The organism is Streptomyces sp. NPDC057486, from assembly GCF_042802415.1.
Taxonomy (GTDB): Bacteria; Actinomycetota; Actinomycetes; order Streptomycetales; family Streptomycetaceae; genus Streptomyces; species Streptomyces yanii.
On the sequence record NZ_JBHVEE010000053.1, the window covers coordinates 34,132 to 55,100 of the forward strand.

At 68.7% G+C, this 20,969-nt stretch carries 20 protein-coding genes and 3 pseudogenes; 20 read left to right on the forward strand and 3 right to left on the reverse strand.

Going from position 1 to position 20,969, the window contains the following annotated elements; genetic code table 11:
- The first annotated feature begins 81 nt into the window (after window positions 1-81).
- The 15 genes and pseudogenes from ACFU6I_RS24200 to ACFU6I_RS24270 all read left to right on the forward strand — a co-directional run bounded on the left by ACFU6I_RS24200 (window position 82) and on the right by ACFU6I_RS24270 (window position 14,433).
- Window positions 82-1,287, forward strand: a complete 1,206-nt coding sequence (locus tag ACFU6I_RS24200; protein WP_384370381.1) for an acyl-CoA dehydrogenase family protein — start codon at window positions 82-84, stop codon at window positions 1,285-1,287.
- 11 nt (window positions 1,288-1,298) lie between these two features.
- Window positions 1,299-2,519, forward strand: coding sequence for a flavin reductase (locus ACFU6I_RS24205; RefSeq protein WP_384370384.1), 1,221 nt, complete (start codon window positions 1,299-1,301; stop codon window positions 2,517-2,519).
- Window positions 2,520-2,527: 8 nt separating this feature from the next.
- Complete coding sequence (locus ACFU6I_RS24210) at window positions 2,528-3,502, forward strand: ABC transporter substrate-binding protein (protein WP_384370387.1); 975 nt, start codon at window positions 2,528-2,530, stop codon at window positions 3,500-3,502.
- A 1-nt stretch (window position 3,503) separates the two neighbouring features.
- Window positions 3,504-4,289 (forward strand): ABC transporter permease, encoded by a 786-nt coding sequence (locus ACFU6I_RS24215; protein WP_384370390.1) that lies wholly within the window; start codon window positions 3,504-3,506, stop codon window positions 4,287-4,289.
- Complete coding sequence (locus tag ACFU6I_RS24220) at window positions 4,286-5,077, forward strand: ABC transporter permease (protein ID WP_384370393.1); 792 nt, start codon at window positions 4,286-4,288, stop codon at window positions 5,075-5,077. The genes ACFU6I_RS24215 and ACFU6I_RS24220 overlap by 4 nt, the downstream gene beginning before the upstream one ends.
- The gene (locus ACFU6I_RS24225) at window positions 5,074-5,898 is read left to right on the forward strand and encodes an ABC transporter ATP-binding protein (RefSeq protein ID WP_384370396.1); all 825 of its coding nucleotides are present in this window, start codon (window positions 5,074-5,076) and stop codon (window positions 5,896-5,898) included. The genes ACFU6I_RS24220 and ACFU6I_RS24225 overlap by 4 nt, the downstream gene beginning before the upstream one ends.
- Window positions 5,895-6,902, forward strand: coding sequence for a zinc-binding alcohol dehydrogenase family protein (locus tag ACFU6I_RS24230; protein ID WP_384370399.1), 1,008 nt, complete (start codon window positions 5,895-5,897; stop codon window positions 6,900-6,902). Before ACFU6I_RS24225 ends, ACFU6I_RS24230 begins: the two co-directional genes overlap by 4 nt.
- Entirely contained in the window at window positions 6,902-7,390 is a 489-nt protein-coding gene (locus ACFU6I_RS24235; RefSeq protein WP_384370402.1) for a nucleoside deaminase, read from the forward strand. The genes ACFU6I_RS24230 and ACFU6I_RS24235 overlap by 1 nt, the downstream gene beginning before the upstream one ends.
- Window positions 7,372-8,085 carry a dienelactone hydrolase family protein gene (locus ACFU6I_RS24240; protein WP_384370406.1) on the forward strand — a complete coding sequence of 238 codons (714 nt, stop codon included), beginning with the start codon at window positions 7,372-7,374 and terminating at the stop codon, window positions 8,083-8,085. Before ACFU6I_RS24235 ends, ACFU6I_RS24240 begins: the two co-directional genes overlap by 19 nt.
- The gene (locus ACFU6I_RS24245; protein WP_384370407.1) at window positions 8,082-8,936 is read left to right on the forward strand and encodes a fumarylacetoacetate hydrolase family protein; all 855 of its coding nucleotides are present in this window, start codon (window positions 8,082-8,084) and stop codon (window positions 8,934-8,936) included. The genes ACFU6I_RS24240 and ACFU6I_RS24245 overlap by 4 nt, the downstream gene beginning before the upstream one ends.
- A gap of 10 nt (window positions 8,937-8,946) precedes the next feature.
- Complete coding sequence (locus tag ACFU6I_RS24250; RefSeq protein WP_384370450.1) at window positions 8,947-9,924, forward strand: NAD(P)H-quinone oxidoreductase; 978 nt, start codon at window positions 8,947-8,949, stop codon at window positions 9,922-9,924.
- A 28-nt stretch (window positions 9,925-9,952) separates the two neighbouring features.
- Entirely contained in the window at window positions 9,953-10,882 is a 930-nt protein-coding gene (locus tag ACFU6I_RS24255) for a VOC family protein (protein ID WP_384370410.1), read from the forward strand.
- 1,249 nt (window positions 10,883-12,131) lie between these two features.
- Window positions 12,132-13,589: a serine/threonine-protein kinase gene (locus tag ACFU6I_RS24260; RefSeq protein WP_384370413.1), complete on the forward strand. Its 1,458-nt coding sequence runs from the start codon at window positions 12,132-12,134 to the stop codon at window positions 13,587-13,589.
- A gap of 139 nt (window positions 13,590-13,728) precedes the next feature.
- Window positions 13,729-13,863 (forward strand): annotated as a pseudogene (locus tag ACFU6I_RS24265) (IS5/IS1182 family transposase); the annotation flags it as partial.
- Between the two features lie 360 nt (window positions 13,864-14,223).
- A complete protein-coding gene (locus tag ACFU6I_RS24270) occupies window positions 14,224-14,433 on the forward strand; it encodes a hypothetical protein (protein ID WP_384370453.1) in 210 nt (69 codons plus the stop codon).
- A 65-nt stretch (window positions 14,434-14,498) separates the two neighbouring features.
- Here ACFU6I_RS24270 and ACFU6I_RS24275 read toward each other — a convergent pair whose 3' ends face one another.
- A complete protein-coding gene (locus ACFU6I_RS24275; RefSeq protein WP_384370416.1) occupies window positions 14,499-14,639 on the reverse strand; it encodes a hypothetical protein in 141 nt (46 codons plus the stop codon).
- 63 nt (window positions 14,640-14,702) lie between these two features.
- Between ACFU6I_RS24275 and ACFU6I_RS24280 the strand changes: the two genes are divergently transcribed.
- From ACFU6I_RS24280 to ACFU6I_RS24300, 5 genes are all read left to right on the forward strand, one after another.
- Window positions 14,703-15,245 (forward strand): PadR family transcriptional regulator, encoded by a 543-nt coding sequence (locus ACFU6I_RS24280; protein WP_384370419.1) that lies wholly within the window; start codon window positions 14,703-14,705, stop codon window positions 15,243-15,245.
- Entirely contained in the window at window positions 15,242-16,039 is a 798-nt protein-coding gene (locus ACFU6I_RS24285; RefSeq protein WP_384370421.1) for an ABC transporter ATP-binding protein, read from the forward strand. Before ACFU6I_RS24280 ends, ACFU6I_RS24285 begins: the two co-directional genes overlap by 4 nt.
- 2 nt (window positions 16,040-16,041) lie before the next feature.
- Window positions 16,042-17,820 (forward strand): FtsX-like permease family protein, encoded by a 1,779-nt coding sequence (locus tag ACFU6I_RS24290; RefSeq protein WP_384370424.1) that lies wholly within the window; start codon window positions 16,042-16,044, stop codon window positions 17,818-17,820.
- Window positions 17,821-18,391: 571 nt separating this feature from the next.
- On the forward strand, window positions 18,392-18,859 hold the full coding sequence (locus ACFU6I_RS24295) for an NUDIX hydrolase (protein ID WP_384370456.1): 468 nt from the start codon (window positions 18,392-18,394) through the stop codon (window positions 18,857-18,859).
- Window positions 18,860-19,024: 165 nt separating this feature from the next.
- Window positions 19,025-19,651 (forward strand): XRE family transcriptional regulator, encoded by a 627-nt coding sequence (locus ACFU6I_RS24300; protein WP_384370427.1) that lies wholly within the window; start codon window positions 19,025-19,027, stop codon window positions 19,649-19,651.
- A 37-nt stretch (window positions 19,652-19,688) separates the two neighbouring features.
- Here ACFU6I_RS24300 and ACFU6I_RS24305 read toward each other — a convergent pair.
- Window positions 19,689-20,612: pseudogene (locus ACFU6I_RS24305) on the reverse strand (IS630 family transposase); the annotation flags it as partial.
- A 1-nt stretch (window position 20,613) separates the two neighbouring features.
- Window positions 20,614-20,868: pseudogene (locus tag ACFU6I_RS24310) on the reverse strand (GntR family transcriptional regulator); the annotation flags it as partial.
- Between the last annotated feature and the right edge of the window lie 101 nt (window positions 20,869-20,969).

Here is a 20,969-nt window from a genome sequence, read left to right on the forward strand (position 1 = left end):
GAGAACCTGTGATGTGCGTCGCCGCTGCGCCTGTGAACGTAAGGGCGTCCAACCGAACCGAACCGAGAGGATGAGGCATCCATGACTGCCGACCCACCGAACCGCCGCACTGCCTGGCCGTCGGATCTCGAGGCCCGCCGCGCCCACGGCCTCGCCGAGGTGGCACGGATCGCGCCCGTGCTCAAGGCCGGCGTCCTGGAAGCCCAGGAGCGGGGCTATCTCACCGACACGGCCGTCGAGGCGCTCCGCGACTCCGGCGTGCTCGGGATCATGACCCCCGATGACCTGGGCGGCAACGAGGTCGACCCGGTCACCGCGTTCCTCATCGTCGAGGCGCTCGGCCGGATCGACCCCAGCACTGCCTGGACCTCGACGATCCTCCTGGAGGGCGCTGGCCAGCTCGCCACCCAGCTCCACGCCGACGTGGCCGAGAAGCTCTTCGGTAAGCGGCTGCCGCTCAAGGCCGGTTCGCTCAAGCCGGGCAACGCGGAGCGCGTCGACGGCGGCTACCGCCTCTCCGGTCGGTGGGACTTCGTCAGCGGCATCCACCACGCCGACTGGGTTTCGGCGGCCTTCCTCGTCGAGGTCGACGGCGAGACGCAGCGGCGTTCGGCTCTCATCCCGACATCGGAGGTGACGATTCTCGACGCCTGGCAGGTGCTCGGGATGAAGGCCACCGGGAGCACCGCCTTCACCCTCGAGGACTGCTTCGTCCCCGACGACCTGACCTTCAACCCGATGAGTGGGGCTCGGCGTACCGACACCCGGCTGGCGCGGCTCGGGATGGTCCCGTACGTGCTGCAGATGCACTCCGGCATGGTCCTGGGCGCCGCCCGCCGCGCCCTTGACGAGATCCGGGACATGGCGCCGAACAAGCGCCGGGGCAGCCGGATCAACATCGGCATCAGCAACGCGCTCTCGGAGGAGTCCTGGTTCCAGAGGGAGTTCGGCGAGCTTGACGCCCGGGTCCGGGCCGCGCGCGCCTTCGCGATCGAGACCAACCAGGAGGTGCACGAGCGGCTGGTCGCCGGGGAGCCGATGGACCTCGAACTCCACGACAAAATGCAGACCGCGTCCTCGCTGGCGGGCAAGACCGCGAACGACGCCATCGTGCGCTGCTTTCGCTTCGCTGGCGCCGAGGCGATCCGCGAGGGTCACGTCCTGGGCCGCCTGCTGCGGGACATCAACACCGTGCTCGCACACGGCGTCCTGGGCGAGGTCGGCTTCGAGATGCACAGCGAGTTCGTCCTCGGGCTGCAGACGCCCGAGACACGGCGCATGATCTGAACTGGGGACTCATGACCTCCGAACTGAACAACGCCGTGCGGACCGGAGCCACAATCGAGTCGGGTCGTTTCCGCGAGGTCCTGGGGCACTACCCCACCGGCGTCAGCATCGTCACCGCCGAGCACGAGGTGGCCGGCAGGGTAGGGATGACCGTCGGGTCCTTCACCTCGGTCTCGATCGACCCGCCGCTGGTGGCGTTCCTGCCGGCGAAGGATTCGCGGAGCTTCCCTCTGATCCACGAGACGGGTCGGTTCTGCGTCAGCGTGCTGGCCGCGGACCAGCAGGAGGTGTGCCGGAGCTTCGCGACCCGCGGGGCGGACAAGTTCGCGGCGGCGTCGTGGCGGACCTCGCCACTGGGGTCGCCACTTCTGGAGGACGCGGTCGCCTGGATCGACTGCGAGATCTCGACCGTGATTGACGCTGGTGACCACTGGCTCGTCCTCGGCGCCGTACGGGGTCTCGGCGTCGAGCGTCCGGTGACGCCGCTGATGTTCTTTCAGGGCGGCTACGGACGGTTCTCGCCGCGGTCGCTGGTGCTCGGCGTGGACGACGACCTGCAGGGTCACCTCCGGTTCGCCGACCTGGCCCGGCCCCACCTGGAGCAGGTGGCGCGGGACTGCCTCGTTGAGACCCACGCGACGGCGGCGGCCAGCGGGCAGTTGATCCAGTTGGTCTGGGTGGGTGCCGGCCGCGGTGACGACGGGCTCGGCCGCGTCGGGCTGAGGCTCCCGATCCGGCCGCCGATGGGCGGGCTCTTCGTCGCCTGGGCCTCGGCGGAGGCCCAGGCCGCGTGGATCGCGGGCGCGGAGATGACCGACGCGGGCCGGGACCGCTACACCCGCATGCTGGCCGACATCCGCGATCGCGGCTGGGTCGAGATCCCGGACAACGACCACATGCGCCGGGTGGAGGCGGCCGTGGTGCGGCTTGCCGCTGACGGCCGTCTCCCGGCCAACCAGCGGGCGCTCGAACGGGAGTTGGCGAGTTACGGCAGTGCCTACGGGGAACTGGCCGACGTCAGCAGCGGGCGGCCACCGCACGGCGTCTCGGTCCCGGTCTTCGACAGCACCGGCCAGGTGGCGTTCTCGATCGGCGCGCAGGGGCTTCACCGCGGGGGAGCGGCGTCGCCGTCGGAATGCCTGCGCCGGCTCTCGTCGGCGGCCGCCGCGCTGACCGACCTGATCGGCGGCTGGACACCCGAAAAGACAAAAAAATCAATTGCGCGACACTAGGAGTGCAGATGGCCTTCCTTCGCAAGAAAGGTGCTGCCGCGGTCGCCGTGATCGCTGCGGTGTCCCTGCTGTCAGCGTGTTCGGGCGGCAACGACAACAAGAGCGCCGAGGGCGGCTCCACCAAGGTCGTCGTCACGGTCGCGCCGGTCGTCGACACCGCGCCGCTGTATCTCGCCCAGGAACAGGGGCTGTTCGAGAAGGCCGGCCTCGACGTCGACATCCAGATCGCGCCGAGCGCAGGGGCGCGTATTCCGGCGCTGATATCCAACACCGCGCAGGTCGGCCTCATCGGCACAGCAGACGTTCTCCAAGCTGCCTCCGCGGGCATCCCGCTCCGCGTCATCGGCGAAACCACGATCACCACGAACGACCCCGCCGCCGACACCGGCAAGGTCTACGTCTCAGCTAAGAGCGGTATCACCGACGCCGCTCAGCTCAACGGAAAGACGGTCGCCGTCGGCGGCCTCGGTGGCGGCGGCGAGTTGTCGCTGCGCGCCGCGCTCGACCAATCAGGTGCCGATAGCAGCAAGGTCAAATTCGTCGAAGTGCCCTTCGACAGCATGGTCTCCGCCCTTCAATCGGGGCGCGTCAACGCGATCAGTACTGTCGCCCCGTTCACCGACGCCGCAGAAGCTGCGGGTTTGAAGTACCTCCTGTCTCCCGGAGCGATCTCGGTCCCTGGTGCGGCCCAGCAGATCGCGGTCACAACCGCGAAGTACGCCACCGATCACGCTGTAGTTGTCGAGAAGTTCGTCGACGCGCTGAACGAGGCGACGAAATATGCGACCGCGCATCCGGACGCTGTTCGGAAGATCCTTGGTACGTACACCAAGACGCCGGCGGACATTGCCGCTCGCATGCAACTGCCCGTCTACGACCCCGCTTTCAGCAAGGATCGCCTGGGCATGTGGGCTCAGCTCATGGAGAAGTACAAGTTCGTCAAGAACGACATCAACCTGTCCAAGCTAGTCGGGGAGAACTGACATGAAGGGGCTGGCCAAACGAGTTAGCAGTCACTGGACAGCGATCGCAGTCATCTTGGGGGCGTTGCTGCTCTGGCAGGTCGGAAGCGCTGAGGGTTTCCTGCCCAAGTCCGCTTTCCCAAGCATGACCGGCACGTTGCGCACCCTGGTCGATCTGTTCGGTGAGTCGCAGTTCTGGCACTCGTTTGGCCAGACCCTGATCAGCTGGGTCGTCGGCGTCGCGATCGCGATCGCGCTGGCGATTCCGCTCGGTCTCCTGCTCGGACGCCTCCCGTTCCTCCATGTCTCGTCGCGGCTTCTGATCGACTTCATGCGGACAATCCCGTCGGTCGCGGTCATTCCCCTGATCACCCTGCTGTTCGGGGCAACCATGGAGATGAAGCTCATCCTGGTCGTCTACGGAGCCTTCTGGCCGCTTCTGATCCAGACCATCTACGGCGTCCACGATGCCGACAAGGTCCTCATGGATACGGCCCGGTCGTACCGGGTCTCGGGCTGGCGGCGCGCTGTCTACCTGCTCTTCCCCTCGACCCTGCCCTACATCGTCACCGGCCTGCGCATCGCGATCGTCGTCGGTCTCCTGCTCGGCGTCTCCAGCGAAATCCTCGGTTCCGCGCCAGGCGTCGGGCTCGACATGGCCATTGCACAGAACGGTGGTGCACTCGAACTGACCTACGCCTACGTGGTCTTCATCGGACTGCTCGGCGTGGCCGTCAACCTTGCTCTCAACAGCGCCACCAGGCGGATTCTCTGGTGGCACACTTCGGTCCGAGGGGACACCGCATGATGGCGACGATCGGACGGCGCACCAAGAGCGTGCTCGCGGAGACGTGGCTTCCCGCCGTACTGCTCCTGCTGTGGTGGGCGCTCAGCGCCAACAGCACCTCGCTCTATTTCTCGCCGCTGAGCGACATCGTCCACCAGTTGTACGACGTGGTGACGACGCGCTTCGGGTCGGACATCCTGCCCAGCCTGCGCAACTTCGCGCTCGGCCTGGCCATCGCCACGATCGCCGGGATCGCCCTGGGCCTGCTCTGCGGCATGATCGAGGCGCTCTACCGGGCCTTCCAGCCGCTGCTGGAGTTCCTGCGCGCGATCCCGGGCGTCGCGATCCTGCCGGTCGCGCTCTTCATGTTCGGCATCGGCACCTCGATGAAGGTTGCCGTGATCGCGTTCGGCGCCTTCTGGCCGATCCTGCTCAACACTGTCGACGGCGTCCGCGGCGTCGACACCCTGATCAAGGACGTGGCCCGCTCCTACCACCTCCGGCGGCGTGACCGCCTCTTCAGGGTCGTGCTCCCGGCGGCCTCGCCGCAGATCCTCGCCGGGGTCCGGATCAGCGTCTCGCTCGGCGTGATCCTGATCGTCGCGAGCGAGTACATCGCGTCGACCGAGGGGATCGGCTACATCGAGCTGCAATCGGCGCGTCAGTACCAGATGAGCGTGATGTGGGCCGCGCTGCTGCTGCTCGGGATCCTCGGCTACGTCGTGAACGTCGCGTTTCGGATCGTCGAAGCCCGCCTCCTCACATGGCATCGCGGCCTCCGCGGAACTCTCCTGGAAGGAAACTCATGACCGAGACGACCGTCATCACGCGGCAATCCGCAGACCCGGCACTCTCCGTCCGCGGACTCGCGAAGACCTACGGCACCGGCGAGAACGCGCGGGTCGTGCTCGCGGACGTCACCTTCGACGTCTTCTCGAGGGAGACCGTTTGCATCGTCGGCCCCTCCGGCGCCGGCAAGACCACGCTGCTGCGCTGTCTGGCCGGCCTGCTGCCGCGGACGGCGGGCACGGTGATGCTGGGGTCGACCGAGGTGGTCTCCCCGCCGGAGCGCCTCGCCGTCGTCTTCCAGGACTACAGCCGCTCGCTGATGCCGTGGACCACGGTCCGCGCCAACGTGGACCTGCCGCTGCGCAAGATCAAGGAGCTCTCCAAGGCCGACCGGTGCCGCCGGGCCAACGATGCGCTGGCCAGCGTCGGACTCGAGGGCTGTGAGGACCTGCACCCGTGGCAGCTCTCCGGCGGCATGCAGCAGCGAGTCGCGATTGCCCGTGCCCTCGCCTACGAGCCGTCGGTGCTGCTCATGGACGAGCCGTTCGCGTCGGTCGACGCACAGACGCGTGCCGACCTCGAGGACCTCACCCATACGATCAAGGCACGCTACGACGTGACGATCCTGGTGGTGACCCACGACATCGAGGAGAGCGTCTACCTCTCCGACCGGGTCATCGTGCTCTCCGGCAGCCCGACCGGCGTGACTTCGATCGTGCCGATTGGGCTGAACTACCCGCGCGACCAGGTCACCACCAAGTCCATGGCCGAGTTCGCCGAGCTGCGCGCGAATATCCTCGGCATGGTCCGTCGCTCGGCGACCACCGGTGACGAGGCATGAAAGCTACGGTGCGCTCCGCGGTGATCGCGGAGTTCGGAGCGCCTCCGGCGCTCCGCGAGGGGCCGCCGACCACCGGCAAGGAGGGCGCGGTCGAGCTGCGGGTGATCGCGGCGTCCTTCAACCCGGTTGACCGGCTGATCACCTCGGGGCGCTGGTACGCCGGTAAGCCCGAACTGCCGTACGTGCCGGGACGGGAGGGTGTCGGCTACGTCGTCTCCTCCTCCCCGCACGGCTGGAACAGCGGAGACCTCGTCTACTTCCGGACCCAGGGGATCGAACAGGGCTCGATGGCCGAACAGGTGCACGCCCACGTGGGCAACCTGGTCGCCGTACCGGACGGACTGGCTCCCGAGGTCGCGGCCGCCGTCGGATTCGTCGGCACGACCGCCGCCCTGGCCTTGGGCCTCCGGGGAGCGATGCGCGCCGGGGAGCGGGTCGTCGTTCTCGGCGCGACCGGTAGCGTCGGGCGCGCGGGCGCCCAGATCGCCGCCGAGCTCGGTGCCGGGACGGTGGTCGCCGTCGGCCGCAGCGCAGTCGGATGGAACGACCTGCGGTGTTCCTACCTAGCCACCGACGAGCTCTGGCGCGACGCGGCCGACGATGCCGACCGTAGGAACCTGCTGCGCGAGGCGATCCTGGACGCGACCGACGGCCCGGTCGACCTAGTGATCGACACGGTCTGGGGCCTGCCGGCCGAGGCCGCCGCCGGTGCGCTGGCGCAGGGCGGACGCATGGTCAACCTCGGGTCGAGCGCTGGTGCCGAGGCCACTTTCTCCAGCGAACTGCTGCGCGGCCGCTCGCTCGACCTGCGCGGTCATACGAACGCCTCGATCGCCCCACAGGTCTTCGGCGACTACTGCCAGCAGGTGTTCGCCCTGGCTCGCGACGGCCGCGTCGCGGTGCCCTTCGAGACGTTCTCGCTCGCCAACGTCGGATCCGCCTGGAACCGCGTCGGCCTCAGTCCGACAACCAAGGTCGTCGTCGACCTACGAAGGGAGAACTGATGACTGACAGCGCGCGCCACGGGGATTACCTCACCCACGTCATCGAACTGGCCTGGGCGGCGCGGGAAGCGGGCAACCGGCCCTTCGGTGCGGTCCTCGTCGACCCGGAGGGGCTCATCGTCGAGTCCGGCCTGAACGACGCGGTCGTGTCCGGGGACGTGACCGGCCACTCGGAGACCAACCTGGTCCGCGCGGCCACCCGGAAGCTCCGCGGAGCAGACCTGTCCGGCTACACCATGTACACCAGCGCGGAGCCGTGCCTGATGTGTGCCGGCGCGATCTACCTCTCCGGGATCGGGAGGGTCGTCTACGCGCTGCCGGCGAGCGAGCTCGGCGTGATCGCCGGCGCCGACTCGCCGGTGCGGACCGTGCCGACCGATCTGGCCCAGGCTCTGCGGGACGCGCCCGACGCCCCGGAGATCATCCACCACGACATGGGCGAGGCGGGTTCGTCCGTACACCGCGGCTTTTGGCCAGGTCCGCGATGACCGGCGCGATGGTGCAGCTCCGGGCGGCCGACGGCCACGAGTTCCGCGCGTACGTCGTGGAACCGGCGGCGCCCAGGAACGGAAACGCGATCGTCCTGCTCCACGAGATCTTCGGCATCAACAGCTACATGCGTACGATGGCCGCCGAATTCGCGGCGACCGGGCTGACCGCCGTCGTCCCGGACCTCTTCGCCCGCCAGGAGCGCGACGTCGAGCTCGGGTACTACGGCGAGGAGTTCAAGCACGCGATCGAGCTCCGCGACGGGCTCGACTTCGACCTCGTGCTGGACGACATCCGCGCGGCGATGGAGTGGGCCGGCGCCCGCCCCGGCAACGGCGGCAAGGTCGGATTGCTCGGCTACTGCCTCGGTGGCGGCCTCGCCTTCCTGGCCGCCTCGGCGCTGGACCCCGCGTGCGCCGTCAGCTACTACGGCGTCGGCGTCCAGGACCGGATCGAGCGTGCCTCCGACGTACGGTGCCCGATCCTCTTCCACCTCGCGGAGAACGACCACTACTGCCCGCCGGAGGCGCGCGCGGTGATCGAGGACGCCTTCGCCCACAACCCGGCAGCGGAGTTCCACCTCTACCCGGGAATGCCGCACGCCTTCGCGACGTACGGACGCGACACCTTCAACCAGCCGGCCACCGACCTCGCGTGGGACCGGACCACCACCTTTCTCAAGGACCACCTGTGAAGTTCGTCAGTTACTCCAGTGAAGGCACCGCCTCCTTCGGCCGGCTCCTAGACGACGACCGGATCGTGGATCTGGCCGGCGCCATCGAGGGCGTCACCAGCCTGCGCGAGGCGCTCGCCGCCGATTGCCTCGCCGAGCTCGGCCGTGTGGACGCGTCCACACGCGACCAGCACGCTCTTGCCGACGTGACATCGCTGCCTGTCGTCCCAGACCCGTTGAAAATCCTCTGCGTCGGGCTGAACTACCGCTCGCACCGGGAGGAGACATCCCGGCCGGCGGCCGAGTACCCGACCATCTTCCCCCGGTACGCCGACTCGCAGACCGGGCACGGGGGTCCACTGCTCAAGCCCAGCGAGACCGAGGAATTCGACTACGAGGGCGAACTGGCCGTCGTCATCGGGCGCCCGGGCCGACGCATCTCCCGGGCCGCGGCGCTGGACCACGTCGCCGGCTACTCCGTCTACAACGACGGCTCGGTCCGCGACTGGCAGCGGCACACCAGCCAGTTCATGCCCGGCAAGAACTTCCCCGGCACCGGGGCGTTCGGCCCCGCGCTGGTGACCCCCGACGAGGTGGGCGACCTGACCGAGCTGACGCTCACCACGTCCGTCAACGGCGAGGAGCGGCAGCGCGCCAGCATCGGGGACCTTATCTTCAACGTGGCCACCCTGATCGAGTACGTCTCGACCTTCACGCCGCTGTCCGCCGGAGACATCATCGTCACCGGGACCCCGGCCGGCGTCGGGCTCTTCCACGAGCCGCCCACCTTCCTGCAGGTCGGCGACAAGGTCGAGGTCCACATCGACCGCGTCGGAACCCTGGTGAACGTGGTCGCCGACGATGGAGCGTGACCGGAAGCCGGTGCGCGCAATTCAGGTGACCGGCGCCGCATCGGCCGATGACCTGGAATGGGTCCCCGTTCCGGCACCCGCGCTGCACGCCGGCGAGGTTCTCATCGACGTCGCCGCGACGGCGGTCAACCGGGCGGACCTGCGCCAGCGCACCAGCACCTACCCGGTTCCGGCGGGCGCCAGCGAAATCCTCGGTCTCGAGTGCTCAGGACGCATCTCCGCGGTGGCTCCGGACGTCACCGGCTGGTCGGTGGGGGACCAGGTATGCGCACTGCTGGACGGCGGCGGGTACGCCGAACAGGTGGCGGTGCCGGCGACCCAGCTCATGCCGGTGCCGGCCGGCGTGACCCTGGAGGAGGCCGCGGCGCTGCCCGAGGTCGCCTGCACGGCGTACTCGAACCTGACGATGCAGGCCGGAATCGGGCCGGGACAGTCCGTGTTGATCCACGGCGGGGGATCCGGTCTCGGCACGCTGGCCGTTCAGTACGCCGTGGCGCTCGGCGCGACGGTCCTGGTGACGGTCGGATCAGCGCGGAAGGCCGAGGCGTGCGAGGCACTCGGCGCGACAGCGATCAACTACAGGACCGAGTCCTTCCTCTACCGGGTCCGGGAGCTCACCGGCGATGAGGGCGTCGACGTCGTCCTCGACTGCGTCGGCGGCCCGTACCTGGCGCCCAACATCGACGCGCTGAAGCTCGAGGGAAAACTCCTCCTCGTCGGGCTCCAGGGCGGCCGGGTCGCGGAACTCGACCTCGAGGCAGTGATGCGGCGACGGCTGACCGTACGCGGCAGCACTCTGCGGGCGCGCTCCGCCGAGGCCAAGGCGGAGATCGTCGCGGGGACCATCGCCGAGCTGTGGCCGCTCGTCGCCAGCGGCCAGGTGCGCCCGGTCGTCGACCGCGTCCTGCAGGTCGAGGAGGCCGGGGAGGCGCATCGGCTCGTCGAGGCGGGCCAGAACATCGGAAAGGTCGTGCTCCGGGTCGCCTGACCGGAGCCGCACGAACAAGGGAGCAACCATGGGCCTGCACACCCTGCGCAAGATCGTCCTGGGAACCCCGGACGTGGAGGAGACTTCGGCGTTTTACAACGAGTTCGGACTCGAGCCGCTCGGAGACGGCCGGTTCGCCACGACCGACGGCGGCGAGCAGCTACGGCTGGTGCACACACCAGTACGGCGCCTCGCCGGAATTGTCGTCGGGGTCGACGACGCCGACGACATCAACCGGGTCAAGTCGCGGCTGGACGCGCACGGCTTCGACGCCGACACCACCGAGAACTCACTCGTCGCGGTCGAACCGGTGACAGGCGTCAACGTCCGACTGGAGGTGGAGGAGCCGATCCGGCAGACACCGCACCGGACCCCGGTCATCCCGAACTCGCCCGGTCTGCTGATGCGGCGCAACGAGCGCGCCGACGCGCTGAACCGGGACGACCGGGTCCGACCGCGGAAGCTCGGGCACGTCGTGATCGGCTCGACCGATCTGGCGACAAGCATGCGCTTCTTCGAGGAGGCGATCGGATTCAAGACCTCCGACCGCATCAAAGACCGCGGCTCCTTCCTCCGCTGCTCCACCGACCACCACAACCTGCTCGTGCAGAACACCCCGGTGAACTTCGTGCACCACAGCTCCTGGCAGGTCGACGACGTCGACGAGGTGGGGCGCGGTGCGTCGGCGATGCTCGAGCGCGATCCAGCGCGGCACGTCTGGGGACTCGGCCGGCACCACGTCGGGTCGAACTTCTTCTGGTACCTCCGGGACCCGTCTGGGACCTTCGCCGAGTACTACAGCGACCTCGACATGATCCTCGACGACCAGTTGTGGAAGCCGGAAGTCTTCGAGGGCCAGCTTGCCAGGTTCAACTGGGGCCCCCCGCCACCGCCGTCGTTCCTCCGCCCGGACGACCTGGCGGAACTAATGACCGGGGCGCACGCGCCCAAGAAGTGAGTACTGCACACGGCCTTGAGGGCTTCCCACGCGGCAACCCTCGCCAGCGTGTTCTCGAAGTCGCCCAGCTCCAGTGTCAGGTAGTGCGGAAAGTCGACGTTGTAGGTGCAGGCCAGCTTCGCCTTGTTCTCCCGGGCGTAGGCCCTTCGAGCGCCGTCGATCCAGGCGCTGGCCTCTTCCGGCCCGAGAGCGTTGACGACGATAGATAGGAAAGGCGCGGCATGTTCAACACTCGCCGGCCAGCCGTCGGCATCGTCAGACAGACCGTAGTGACCCACCGCGTGGGCCAGCCGTAAGCCGAAGTTCTGCGTCTGTCGACGAATCGGGACTTCCTCGTCGACGAGACCAACGACGGAGCCAGCTGGCGTCGCCGACGAGGGTGGCGGTGTCTGACCGATCGCGCGTCAACTTTGGCCGACTGTTGTTCAGCCTCGACTGCTCGCCGAAGTCGACGCCGGCAGAGTTCAGTAGCCGTAGATGACATGGCCATCTCCACCCCCGAGGGCGTTGCGACAGGCGCGGCCGACCACACCGCCGCTCGCTGACAGCAGCGTCTAGCTACCGATGGGTCTCGGATCACCTGATCCGGGACCTGTCGTGGTTTTTGCCGCGTAGATGGCGGAAGGGGCGTGGATCGCTCCTGCGGCAGCACCCGGGGTTACTTCGCGGGGCGTGCAGTCCGCAGCATGGAGTGAGGACGGGCTGATCCGGGAGTCTGCTCCTGGCGCAGAAGAGATGGACGAGTCGGCTGCCTGGTCGTCGGCGATGTTGCCGGAGGTGAGGAAGCGAGGGGTGAGAGATCCCGAAGTCGAACCCCTGCGGCGGAGGCTGCTGCCCTGTCAACTGGGCGGTGACCGCCTCCTGCCTGATCAGGAAGGCAGGACGGACTTATCTGCAGGATCAGTACGTACAGGATGCTCGGGCGGATTTCCGAGGTGCCGATGTAGCCGCACCGGTGCGGGTAGCCATTTGTGACGGTACCGCTCCGGCGTCCGGATGCAGGCGCCCCCACTCCTGGCACACGGGCAAGGCGTCACTCTCCGTGCTCGCCTCGTCGAACTGGTGGGCGAGGGTTCTGATAGCCTGCTGCGATCTTGGAAATGGGACCTCATCGGTGTGCGCTGGCGATCCGGCTATCGCGCGGTCGCTGCCCTTGACGGGGCGGTATCTCATTGCGCGAGCGAGAAGAACCCTGGTGCCGCCGTCTGGCAGGGTTCGGTCCTGGCAGTCCACTTGGAGGGCGTTCGGCGTGCTGTTGGCGGCTCGGTACCAGCTTGAGGAGCTTCTCGGTCGAGGAGGGATGGGGGAGGTCTGGCGCGCGCGAGACGAGGTCCTTGGCCGTCCGGTTGCGGTCAAGCTGCTCCTGGCCGGCGGCATCGACCCGTCGGCTGCGGCCCGCTTCCGGCAGGAGGCGCACACGACCGCTCGCCTGAGCCACCCCAACATCGTCGCCATTTACGACTTCGGCCAGGCCGACGACCGTCTCTACCTGGTCATGGAAATGGTCCAGGGGTGCAGCCTGGCCGACCAGCTGGCCTCGGCGGGGGCGCTCACCCCCCGCGAGGTGGCCGCCATCGGCAGCCAGACCGCCTCAGGCCTGGCCGCCGCACACCGGCAGAACGTCATCCACCGCGACATCAAGCCCGCCAACCTTCTGCTCGCCCCTGACGGCACGGTCAAGGTGGTGGACTTCGGTATCGCCCGCCTCGCCGACGACACGGCGGCCGGGCTCACCAGCGCGGGCATGATCGTCGGCTCCGTCTCCTACCTCGCTCCGGAACGCGCCCTCGGAACCGACGCCGGCCCGGCCTCCGACATGTACGCGCTCGGCTGCGTCCTGTACGAGCTCCTTGTGGGGCACCCGCCCTTCCGCGCGGACACCCCGACCGCACTGCTCTACCAGCACGTCCAGGAGCTGCCCGCACCGCCGCGCAGCATGGGGGCAGAGCTTCCGGTGGAGCTCGAACAACTCGTCCTGGCGCTGCTCGCCAAGGAACCGGAAGCGCGCCCCGGCGCCGAACAGGTCGCGGACTGGCTGTCCACCCCGGGAAGGCGGAGCGCGCCCGCGATGGCACAGCCCATACCACCGCCGTCCGCACGACCGGCCGCCGCGGTGGGACGCACGGCCGTGCTGCCGGCTCCTGCCACACGCCGATCCCGCAGGCGTGACTCCCGCGCGCGCACGGCAGCGATCTCGGGACTCGCAGCGGCCGCTCTCGCGACCGTGGGATACCTCCTCTTCCAGCCAGACTCCGCACAGGTGGCCGCTGCCGACTCCCCTTCCGCGACCCAGGAAGCAGTGCCGCCCACCACTGACCCCGCTCCCTCGTCGTCCGTTGCTTCAGATGCTTTTCCTCCGCCGAGCCCGTCCGCTGCCTCGGACGTCACCGTCGACACACCCGCAGCGTTGTCGAATGACCCCGGTGTGTTGCTCGGCCAGGTGTCCCAGGAACTGAGCGCTGCAGCCGGCGAAGGTCGGCTCGACTCGCACCTCGCCGACGATTTGGAAGACGAGGTCTCCGAAGCCCAGGACAAGCTGGCTGAGGGCAGAGAGAAGGGGGAGGACAAGACCAAGGACGTACGGAAACGGGTCCGCGACATCCGGCACAAACTCGCCGACGCCGAGGAGCACCAGGAGTTCACCAGTACCCCTGAGTTCGAGCGGCTCCTCGATCACCTCGCGTCCCTGGTCGGGGAAACCGACTAGGCGATGAGGTCTGGGCGCGGCCCGAATGCTCTTCCGCACCGGGGGTGGAGATCGGCCAGCGGGCGGCGAATCCGCAGAGTGAGCGGAACGGCCCAGGGACGGCCGAATCGCCGCCACCCCGGCCCCTTCGTTGGCGGCCGCCCCGACGCGGCCGCAGGGCGGTGGCCCTCGTCGTTACGGTGACCGGGAGGTGCTGGCCGCGATCGTTTTCGTGGCGACCTCCGGGTGCATGCGGGCCCAGCTCCCGCCCTGCTTCGGGGCGTCCGGTCTCACGAATGTGGCATTTCCTCAGGCGCTGTGGCAGTCGGCTGCCGGGGCCTATCGCCGCGCCGAGGCACGGCAAGTAGTGTGGCGCCGTCACGTTCGAACAGTGGGGCGTGTGGTGTGCCGGGAAGCCTGGTCGGCGTTGCTTTCGTCGAACCCGGAGGGCTTCACCGATGCGGATTGCGCTCGCCCGTTCCGATTTCCTCGGCGCCGGATCGGCGCGGGGTCTCGGTGCTGTACGCGCGTTTTCAGCAGAGGGCATGAGGTGTGGGCTCGGCGGCTCTCAGAGAAGGCAACTTCTCCTCGTGGACCGCGGGGAGAGGCGCTACGCCGTTGCACAAACTCACCTCTCACGACTGGACTACCTGTCATGCCGACGCCCCCCGAACGTCCGCCTGTCTCTCCCTGCGCGCATGAGGACCTGATCGACAACGTGGTGGCGCGGTTCGCCGTCTATGCCCGGGCTCGATCTGCCCGCGGCAGCATCCTGGGCGGCACCATGGCAACGCCCCGACAGGAGCAGCAGGCCTTCGACGATCTGCAGGACGCCGTGGCCCGGCTCCGCGCATGGACCGGCTGACGGACTGCGGCTGTGAGTAGTTGAGGTACAGGAATCTCGGTGAGAACGATCTTGCTGGGGCTCGCCTAGCTCGTAGGAGCTTCGAGCTGACGGGGGACGATGCCGGCGCGCAGTTCGCGCAGGTCGGGGATGTGGTTGTAGAGGGTGCCCGGAGAGACGCCGAGGAGCTTGGCGATCGAGGAAGGCGGGAGCGCGGCCGGTGGCAATTGACGCCGCTTTTAGCTAACCGCTATCTATTGAGGTATCGCGGAGGAGGGGGAGGGCAGTCCGTGCAGGACGTGGTGCTGGCGCTTCTGGTCAAGGGGTCGTCGCACGGGTACGACCTGCGCGGGCGGTTGCTTGCCGCGCTCGGGCCGCTCGGCCAGACGCTCAACGCCGGGCAGGTGTACGTCACGCTCACCCGGCTCGAGAAGGCGGGTCTGGTCATACGGGAACGCGAGGATGCATCCGCGCGCGGTCCGCGGCGCAAGGTGTACGCGCTGACCGGAGCCGGACGGGAGCGGGTGGCCGAGTGGCTGGCCGAGCCCGCCGGGCCCCGGGTGGACGTGACGGAGTTCCATCTGAAGCTGGTGGCCGCCGTAGATTCGGGCATGGCAGAGCCGCTTGCCCTCGTCGAGGCCCGGCGCCGCGAGCTGAGGCGCAGCCTCGCCGAGGCCCAGCATGCCGTCCTCACTCACGGCACGAACTCGGAGGTCGGGCTGCTCCTGGAGGGCGTAGCACTCCGATTGCAGGCCGATCTGCGCTGGTTGGAGGCGTGCGAGCGGACCTGGTCCGCGCGCGCCCCGTACGGGAAAGGCGGAGGGAACGGATGATGACACGAGGCCGCCGGTGGGGCAGGGGGCTGTCCCGGAGCGGCGACTCCTCCGGGGACGTGACGGCAGGTCCGGTGCTGCGGGCCGTCGGCCTGTCGCGGGTCTACGGGCAGGGGGAGAGCACGGTTGTGGCCGTCGACGGAGTCGACCTCGACATACCCTCTGGGCAGACGCTGGCCGTGACCGGTCCCAGTGGCTGCGGCAAGTCGACGCTGCTGCATCTGCTGGGCGGCCTTGACCGGCCCGACGAGGGGGAGGTGTGGCTGGGTGGGCGGCGCATCGACCTGCTCAGCGAACGCGCGCTCGCTCGGCTGCGGCGCCGCGCCGTCGGCTTCGTGCACCAGGACTTCCACCTGATGGACGAACTGACCGCGGCCGAGAATGTCGAGCTGCCCGCGCTGCTCGCCGGTGACTCGCCGCGCACCGCCCGCCGTCGCGCCGCTGCCCTTCTCAACCGTGTCGGGCTCGCGGACCGGGACCGGCACCTGCCGTCCGAGCTGTCCGGCGGGCAGCGGCAGCGGGTTGCCATCGCCCGCGCCCTGGTCAACGAGCCGCTCGTGGTCCTCGCCGACGAGCCCACCGGGAACCTCGACACCGCCGCGACCCACGACGTCCTCCGCCTCTTCGCCGATCTGCGGGCCACGGGACAGACCCTCGTACTTGTCACCCATGACGAACGCGTCGCCGCCACCGCGGACCGGATCGTCTCCCTCCGCGACGGGGCGTCGGCCGAGGACACACCTCTGGCCGTAGGTGGGTGGCAGCTCGGCACGCTCCTCGGCTGGGAGGAGTGACCATGGGCCGTCTGCTGCTGATCTGGCGGCTCATCACACGGGACCTACGGCGCCGACCCGGCGAGGCCGTCATGTTCCTTCTCGCGGTCACCGCCGCCACCGCGTCGCTGACCCTGGGGCTGGCTACCGACAACGCCGTGGCCGGCGGGTACATGAAGACCCGCGAGGCCACCGCGGGACCCGACATCACGGCCATCACCACCGCCGCGGACCCCTCCGTCCTGGCCGGGCGCATCGCGGACGCCCCCGGCGTGGACACGATCGCCGACCCGGTCCCCGGGTTCTCCACCACGGTCCGCGCCAACGGGCAGACGGAGAACACCACGGTCGAGGGGCGCGAGCGCACCGCGTCCGCCGTGGACCGGGCACTGGTGACCTCCGGCACGTGGGTACGCAGCGCCGGCGCGGTCATCGAACGCGGCTTCGCCCAGGCACTCGGCGTGCATGTCGGAGACCGTGTCACCATCGGTGGGCGCGAATACCCGGTCGTCGGTACGGCCATCAGCGCCGCCACTGCCGTCTATCCGTGGGGCAATTGGGCCGAGGGCCCCGGGCCGTCCGACGGCGGAGGCCGGATCTGGCTCACCACCGACGACGCCCGCGCGGCAGCCGGCGACGAGTCCCTCCTGTACCTGTTGAACATCAAGCTGTCCGACCACGACGCGACGCGCAGCTGGGCGGACACCGTCCTCACCGACGACATCCGGGGCCAGGACTGGGTCAACACTCATTCCTGGCAGACCTTCGTCGACGGGGACACACGGCTGCTGAGTTTCGCCCGCCCCGCCCTGGTCGTCGGCGGCGGTCTCCTCGCCGCGGCCTCGCTGGTCACCCTCGCGTCGCTCGCCGCCGTGCGCGCCCCGCGAGACCACCGGCGTGCGGGCCTGTTCAAGGCGGTCGGCGCCACGCCCCGTACCGTGGCCGCGATGCTGCTCGCGCAGTACCTGCTCCTCACGGTGGTGGCCGCCGTCGTCGGGGTCACTGTGGGATGTCTGATCGCGCCCGCCCTGGCCGACCCCAGTGCCGGGCTGCTCAACACAGCCGGCCCGCCGACGACCGGAATCGTCGCGGCCGCGACCGCGCTCGCCCTACTGGTGACCCTGATCGGCACGCTCGGCCCCGTCCTGCGCACCGTGCGCTCCAGCACCGTCGACACCCTCACCGACCCTGCGCACCTGACCGCGTACCGTCCTCGCCTTACGGCCATGACGGCCTATCTGCCCACGCCGCTCCTGATCGGCGTACGGCTGATCGCACGCCGTCCCGGCCGCGCGGTCCTGAGCGCCGTCGGTACCGTCGCCACCACCGTCATGGTGACCGCAGTCCTCACCTTCCAGGTGTCGCTCGAAGTGGACACCGCCCAGGGAACGTCCACCGTCCAGGAGATCCGCAACGCTGTGACAGGCCAGGTCATGCTCGGTGTCACGGTCGCCCTCGTGGCGCTGTCCGTGCTCAACACCGTCTTCGTCAGCTGGAGCGCCGCGGTGCAGGCCCGGCGCGCCCTGGCCGTCACCCGCACCCTCGGCGCCACCCCCGGCCAGGTCGTCGCGGCGCTCTGCATCGCGCAACTGTTGCCCGCCGTGGGCGCGATCGCGGTGGGGATCCCGATCGGGATCGGCCTGTTCGCGCTGTTCAGCTCGGTCGTGGTGACACCCCCGGGTAGTTGGCTCGCGACCGCGGCCCCGGCCGTACTCCTTGCCGTAGCGGCACTGACCGCCCTGCCCGCCTGGCTTTACACCCGCAGCCCCGCCGGGCGCGTCCTCAACGCCAAACCCGCCTGATGGGCCTTCACTGCCAGGGTCGCCGATCAGTCCTCGTCCGCATCGTCATGGGCGGCGTCCGACGAACCCTCCGCCGGACTCCTGGCGCAGATAGCCGCCCTGGCCGCCAGAACAGCGACGGCCGCCCCCGCCTGAATCCGCCAGGCCAGACTGAACTTCGCACCCTCCCGGCTGCACGTCCGCCTCCGCTCGAAGTGACGGGGCGGAGCGCGTCTCAGCGGCTACCGCGACCACTACCGCGAGGCCCTGGAAGAACTCATCGCCGCGAAGGCCGAGGGCCAGGCCCCGCCCGAGCCAGCCGCGGCAGGCAAGGCCACGGGCGGCGGTGTCGTTGACCTGATGGCTGCGCTCACCGCGTCCGTACAGAGGTCCCGCGAGTCCCGCGAAGAGTCGGACGACCACGCCACCGTTCACGAGATGCGGCCCAGCAAGAAGACCACGAGGAGGCCGGCCCGGGGATCACGTGTCCGGTCCCGGGAGATGCTTGACACTTCGGTCATGGCTGATGGCTGACAGTGGTCGATGCGCGGATCTTGGACGTCGGGATAGGGTTCGGTGGGGGGTGCGGGCGATGAGTTTCCGGCTGGCGGCGTACGCCGTGTGCATCGAGGACGGTCGGGTGCTGCTCGCCCGTCACGTGTCGCCGAAGGGTGAGAGCACCTGGACTCTTCCGGGCGGCGGGGTCGAGCACGCGGAGGATCCGTTCGATGCGGTGATCCGGGAGGTCGCTGAGGAGACCGGCTGCAGCGCGGTGATCGAACGCCTTCTGGGCGTGGACTCCAGGGTGATCCCCGCGGCCGTAGCGCGTGCAGGAGTCGAGCACCAGAATGTCGGCATTTTCTACCAGGTTCGCATCACTGGCGGCCAACTCCGGCCGGAGCCGAACGGCGAAATTGCCGAGTCGGTCTGGACTTCGATTCCCGACGTCGCTGGACTGCGCCGGTCATCGCTGGTCGACATCGGCCTCACCCTGGGGCAGACGCTTCCGGCAGCCGGTCACGTCGCTGCCGTCCCGGTCGGCGGCCTGATCCAGCACTGAGGCAGCATCAACATCTACCTAGGCCCACCGTCAAGCCTCACCTGGGACCAAGACGTCGCGAATCAACTGGGACTAGACAGGCCCGGGGATCACGCTAGTGCCGCGTCAGCCAACGTTTGCCTGGTCGCGGGAGATTGCTCTGTCGACTGGTGGGAGAGTGCGGACATGGAGATTGCCAACCGCACGCTGACGGTGGACGTGATCGCGGCATTGACGTACTGGCCTGGCATCATCTGGGGAGGTCAGGAGAACCCTCCGGACCCGGTGGATCTCACTGTTCTGCCCCCTTTCTTCAACGAGGTGCTGCAGGATCTTCCCTGGTGGAACCGCGACTGGAAGGTCAGCCACGTCGAACCGGGTCTTCCCCTGGAGATCGGGAGTGATCACCACGGTCACCCTTCAAGGTTCACTGAGGTGTCAGTGCCGGGCACGGTCGGTTCCAGCGGTGGTGAGAGCCTGCCTTTCGTCGCGAAGGTCGGTTTTGCGGGTGACCGACTGATCCGATTTCAAGCCAAGATCGACGACGTGGTCCTCGGTCCTGCCGTTGCCCCTGCTGGGCGGCTGGAACCGCATCCGTTCGCAAGGGTGCTCACCGGGTTGATGGACCTGCGCGGGATTCCGGTCAAGAGGATGGCAAGGGAAACCGCACGATCGATGTCCACCATCCACATGCTTCGCAGCGGAAGGCTCAACCCGGAGCCGTTTCTTACCCAGGAGATCGCCAAGGTTCTGGGCATGTCCGAAGCGGACGTCAGAGTCATCGCTGGACTCGACGACGGCAGTACGCAGTAAGTGACAGGCGGCGTCACGATGCGGCGTTGGCGCTGCGTCACGCGACGCTCACCCTGTTGATCACGGTGCGGAGGCGCTTGTCGGCGGCGTGTCCGTTTCGCCAGATGATGTAGCGGCGGATCATGCTGCCCTGGGCCTTGTGGGTGGGGTGGTCAGTGCCGTCGAGGGCGAAGTAGCGCAGGGCGGTGAACTGGGCCTCGATGCGGTTCAGCCAGGAGCTGTTGGTGGGTGTGTAGGCGAACTCGACGTTGTTCGCCTCGGCCCAGTCGCCGACTCTGGTGTCCTTCTTCGTGCTCAGGTGCGGGGAGAAGTTGTCGAGCACGATCGCGATGCGGGTCTGGGGCGGGTGAAGGCTGCGCAGGTAGCGGCAGAACTCCAGGAACCTCGTGCGGTGCTTCCTCGGCTTGATGTGGCCGTAGAGCTGGTCTTTGCCCAGGTCGTAGGCGGCGAACAGGTGCCGGACGCCGTGGGGGCGGGTGTAGGTCGCGCGTCGGCGGGGCCGCGGTTCGCGGTCGGGGTCCTTGTGCCGGCCGCCGCGTTCGGCCCACTGCCTGCCGGGGTGGGGCTGGAGGTTGAGCGGGCCGAACTCGTCCATGCAGAAGATAACTTCGGGCTCGCCGTCTTCGGGTATGACCTCGCCGTCGGCGATGGCGTAGAGGTGCTCGACGCGGGCCTTCTTGGCCGCGTAGTCCGGGTCGCGGGAGGTCTTCCAGGTCTTCACGCGTTGAAAGGAGACGCCTTCCTCGCGGAGCAGAATGCGCAGGCCCTCGTGGCTGATGTCGTCGACCACCCCCTCAGCGACCAGGAAGTCCGCCAGCTTGGTCAGACTCCAGGTAGAGAACGGCAGGTCGTGCTCGGTCGGCCTGGACTTGGCGATCTTCTTGATCTCGCGGCGTTCAGGCAGTGTGAACGTCTTCGGCCGGCCGCCCTTGTACTTTGGATACAGCGAGTCGAAGCCGTCCCAGTCGCGTGCCCTCGACGTGTTCGGGCCGGTAGCAGCTGGTCAGGGCATGCGTTGGCTGGTCGCTTTCCTTCACCAGCCGCGCGCGGGCATACACCTCTGCTCCTACAAGCAGTCCATGCGCGGCGGCTACCTCGGGTGAGGATTCAACGAGATTGACTGCCTGGGTCTGCTCGTTCCGGCGGTAGGTGCGTCCGGACGCCATGCGGTCCGCGATGAACGCCACCTCGTCGCCGTCCCGCCACTTGGCTTTGTCGTTGCTTCTGCATGCGCCGTGATCGCCGCCTGCACAAGGGCCGCAGTCTCGACCGTCAGCCGGTTCTCCTGCTGCTCAGCCCATGCCGCACGCTCAGGCTC

Bases quoted from the DNA above. Each gene is read 5' to 3' on its own strand.
- ACFU6I_RS24200 (WP_384370381.1), top strand. From the start codon at position 82: ATGACTGCCGACCCACCGAACCGCCGCACTGCCTGGCCGTCGGATCTC.
- ACFU6I_RS24205 (WP_384370384.1), top strand. From the start codon at position 1,299: ATGACCTCCGAACTGAACAACGCCGTGCGGACCGGAGCCACAATCGAG.
- ACFU6I_RS24210 (WP_384370387.1), top strand. From the start codon at position 2,528: ATGGCCTTCCTTCGCAAGAAAGGTGCTGCCGCGGTCGCCGTGATCGCT.
- ACFU6I_RS24215 (WP_384370390.1), top strand. From the start codon at position 3,504: ATGAAGGGGCTGGCCAAACGAGTTAGCAGTCACTGGACAGCGATCGCA.
- ACFU6I_RS24220 (WP_384370393.1), top strand. From the start codon at position 4,286: ATGATGGCGACGATCGGACGGCGCACCAAGAGCGTGCTCGCGGAGACG.
- ACFU6I_RS24225 (WP_384370396.1), top strand. From the start codon at position 5,074: ATGACCGAGACGACCGTCATCACGCGGCAATCCGCAGACCCGGCACTC.
- ACFU6I_RS24230 (WP_384370399.1), top strand. From the start codon at position 5,895: ATGAAAGCTACGGTGCGCTCCGCGGTGATCGCGGAGTTCGGAGCGCCT.
- ACFU6I_RS24235 (WP_384370402.1), top strand. From the start codon at position 6,902: ATGACTGACAGCGCGCGCCACGGGGATTACCTCACCCACGTCATCGAA.
- ACFU6I_RS24255 (WP_384370410.1), top strand. From the start codon at position 9,953: ATGGGCCTGCACACCCTGCGCAAGATCGTCCTGGGAACCCCGGACGTG.
- ACFU6I_RS24270 (WP_384370453.1), top strand. From the start codon at position 14,224: ATGCCGACGCCCCCCGAACGTCCGCCTGTCTCTCCCTGCGCGCATGAG.
- ACFU6I_RS24285 (WP_384370421.1), top strand. From the start codon at position 15,242: ATGATGACACGAGGCCGCCGGTGGGGCAGGGGGCTGTCCCGGAGCGGC.
- ACFU6I_RS24290 (WP_384370424.1), top strand. From the start codon at position 16,042: ATGGGCCGTCTGCTGCTGATCTGGCGGCTCATCACACGGGACCTACGG.
- ACFU6I_RS24295 (WP_384370456.1), top strand. From the start codon at position 18,392: ATGAGTTTCCGGCTGGCGGCGTACGCCGTGTGCATCGAGGACGGTCGG.
- ACFU6I_RS24300 (WP_384370427.1), top strand. From the start codon at position 19,025: ATGGAGATTGCCAACCGCACGCTGACGGTGGACGTGATCGCGGCATTG.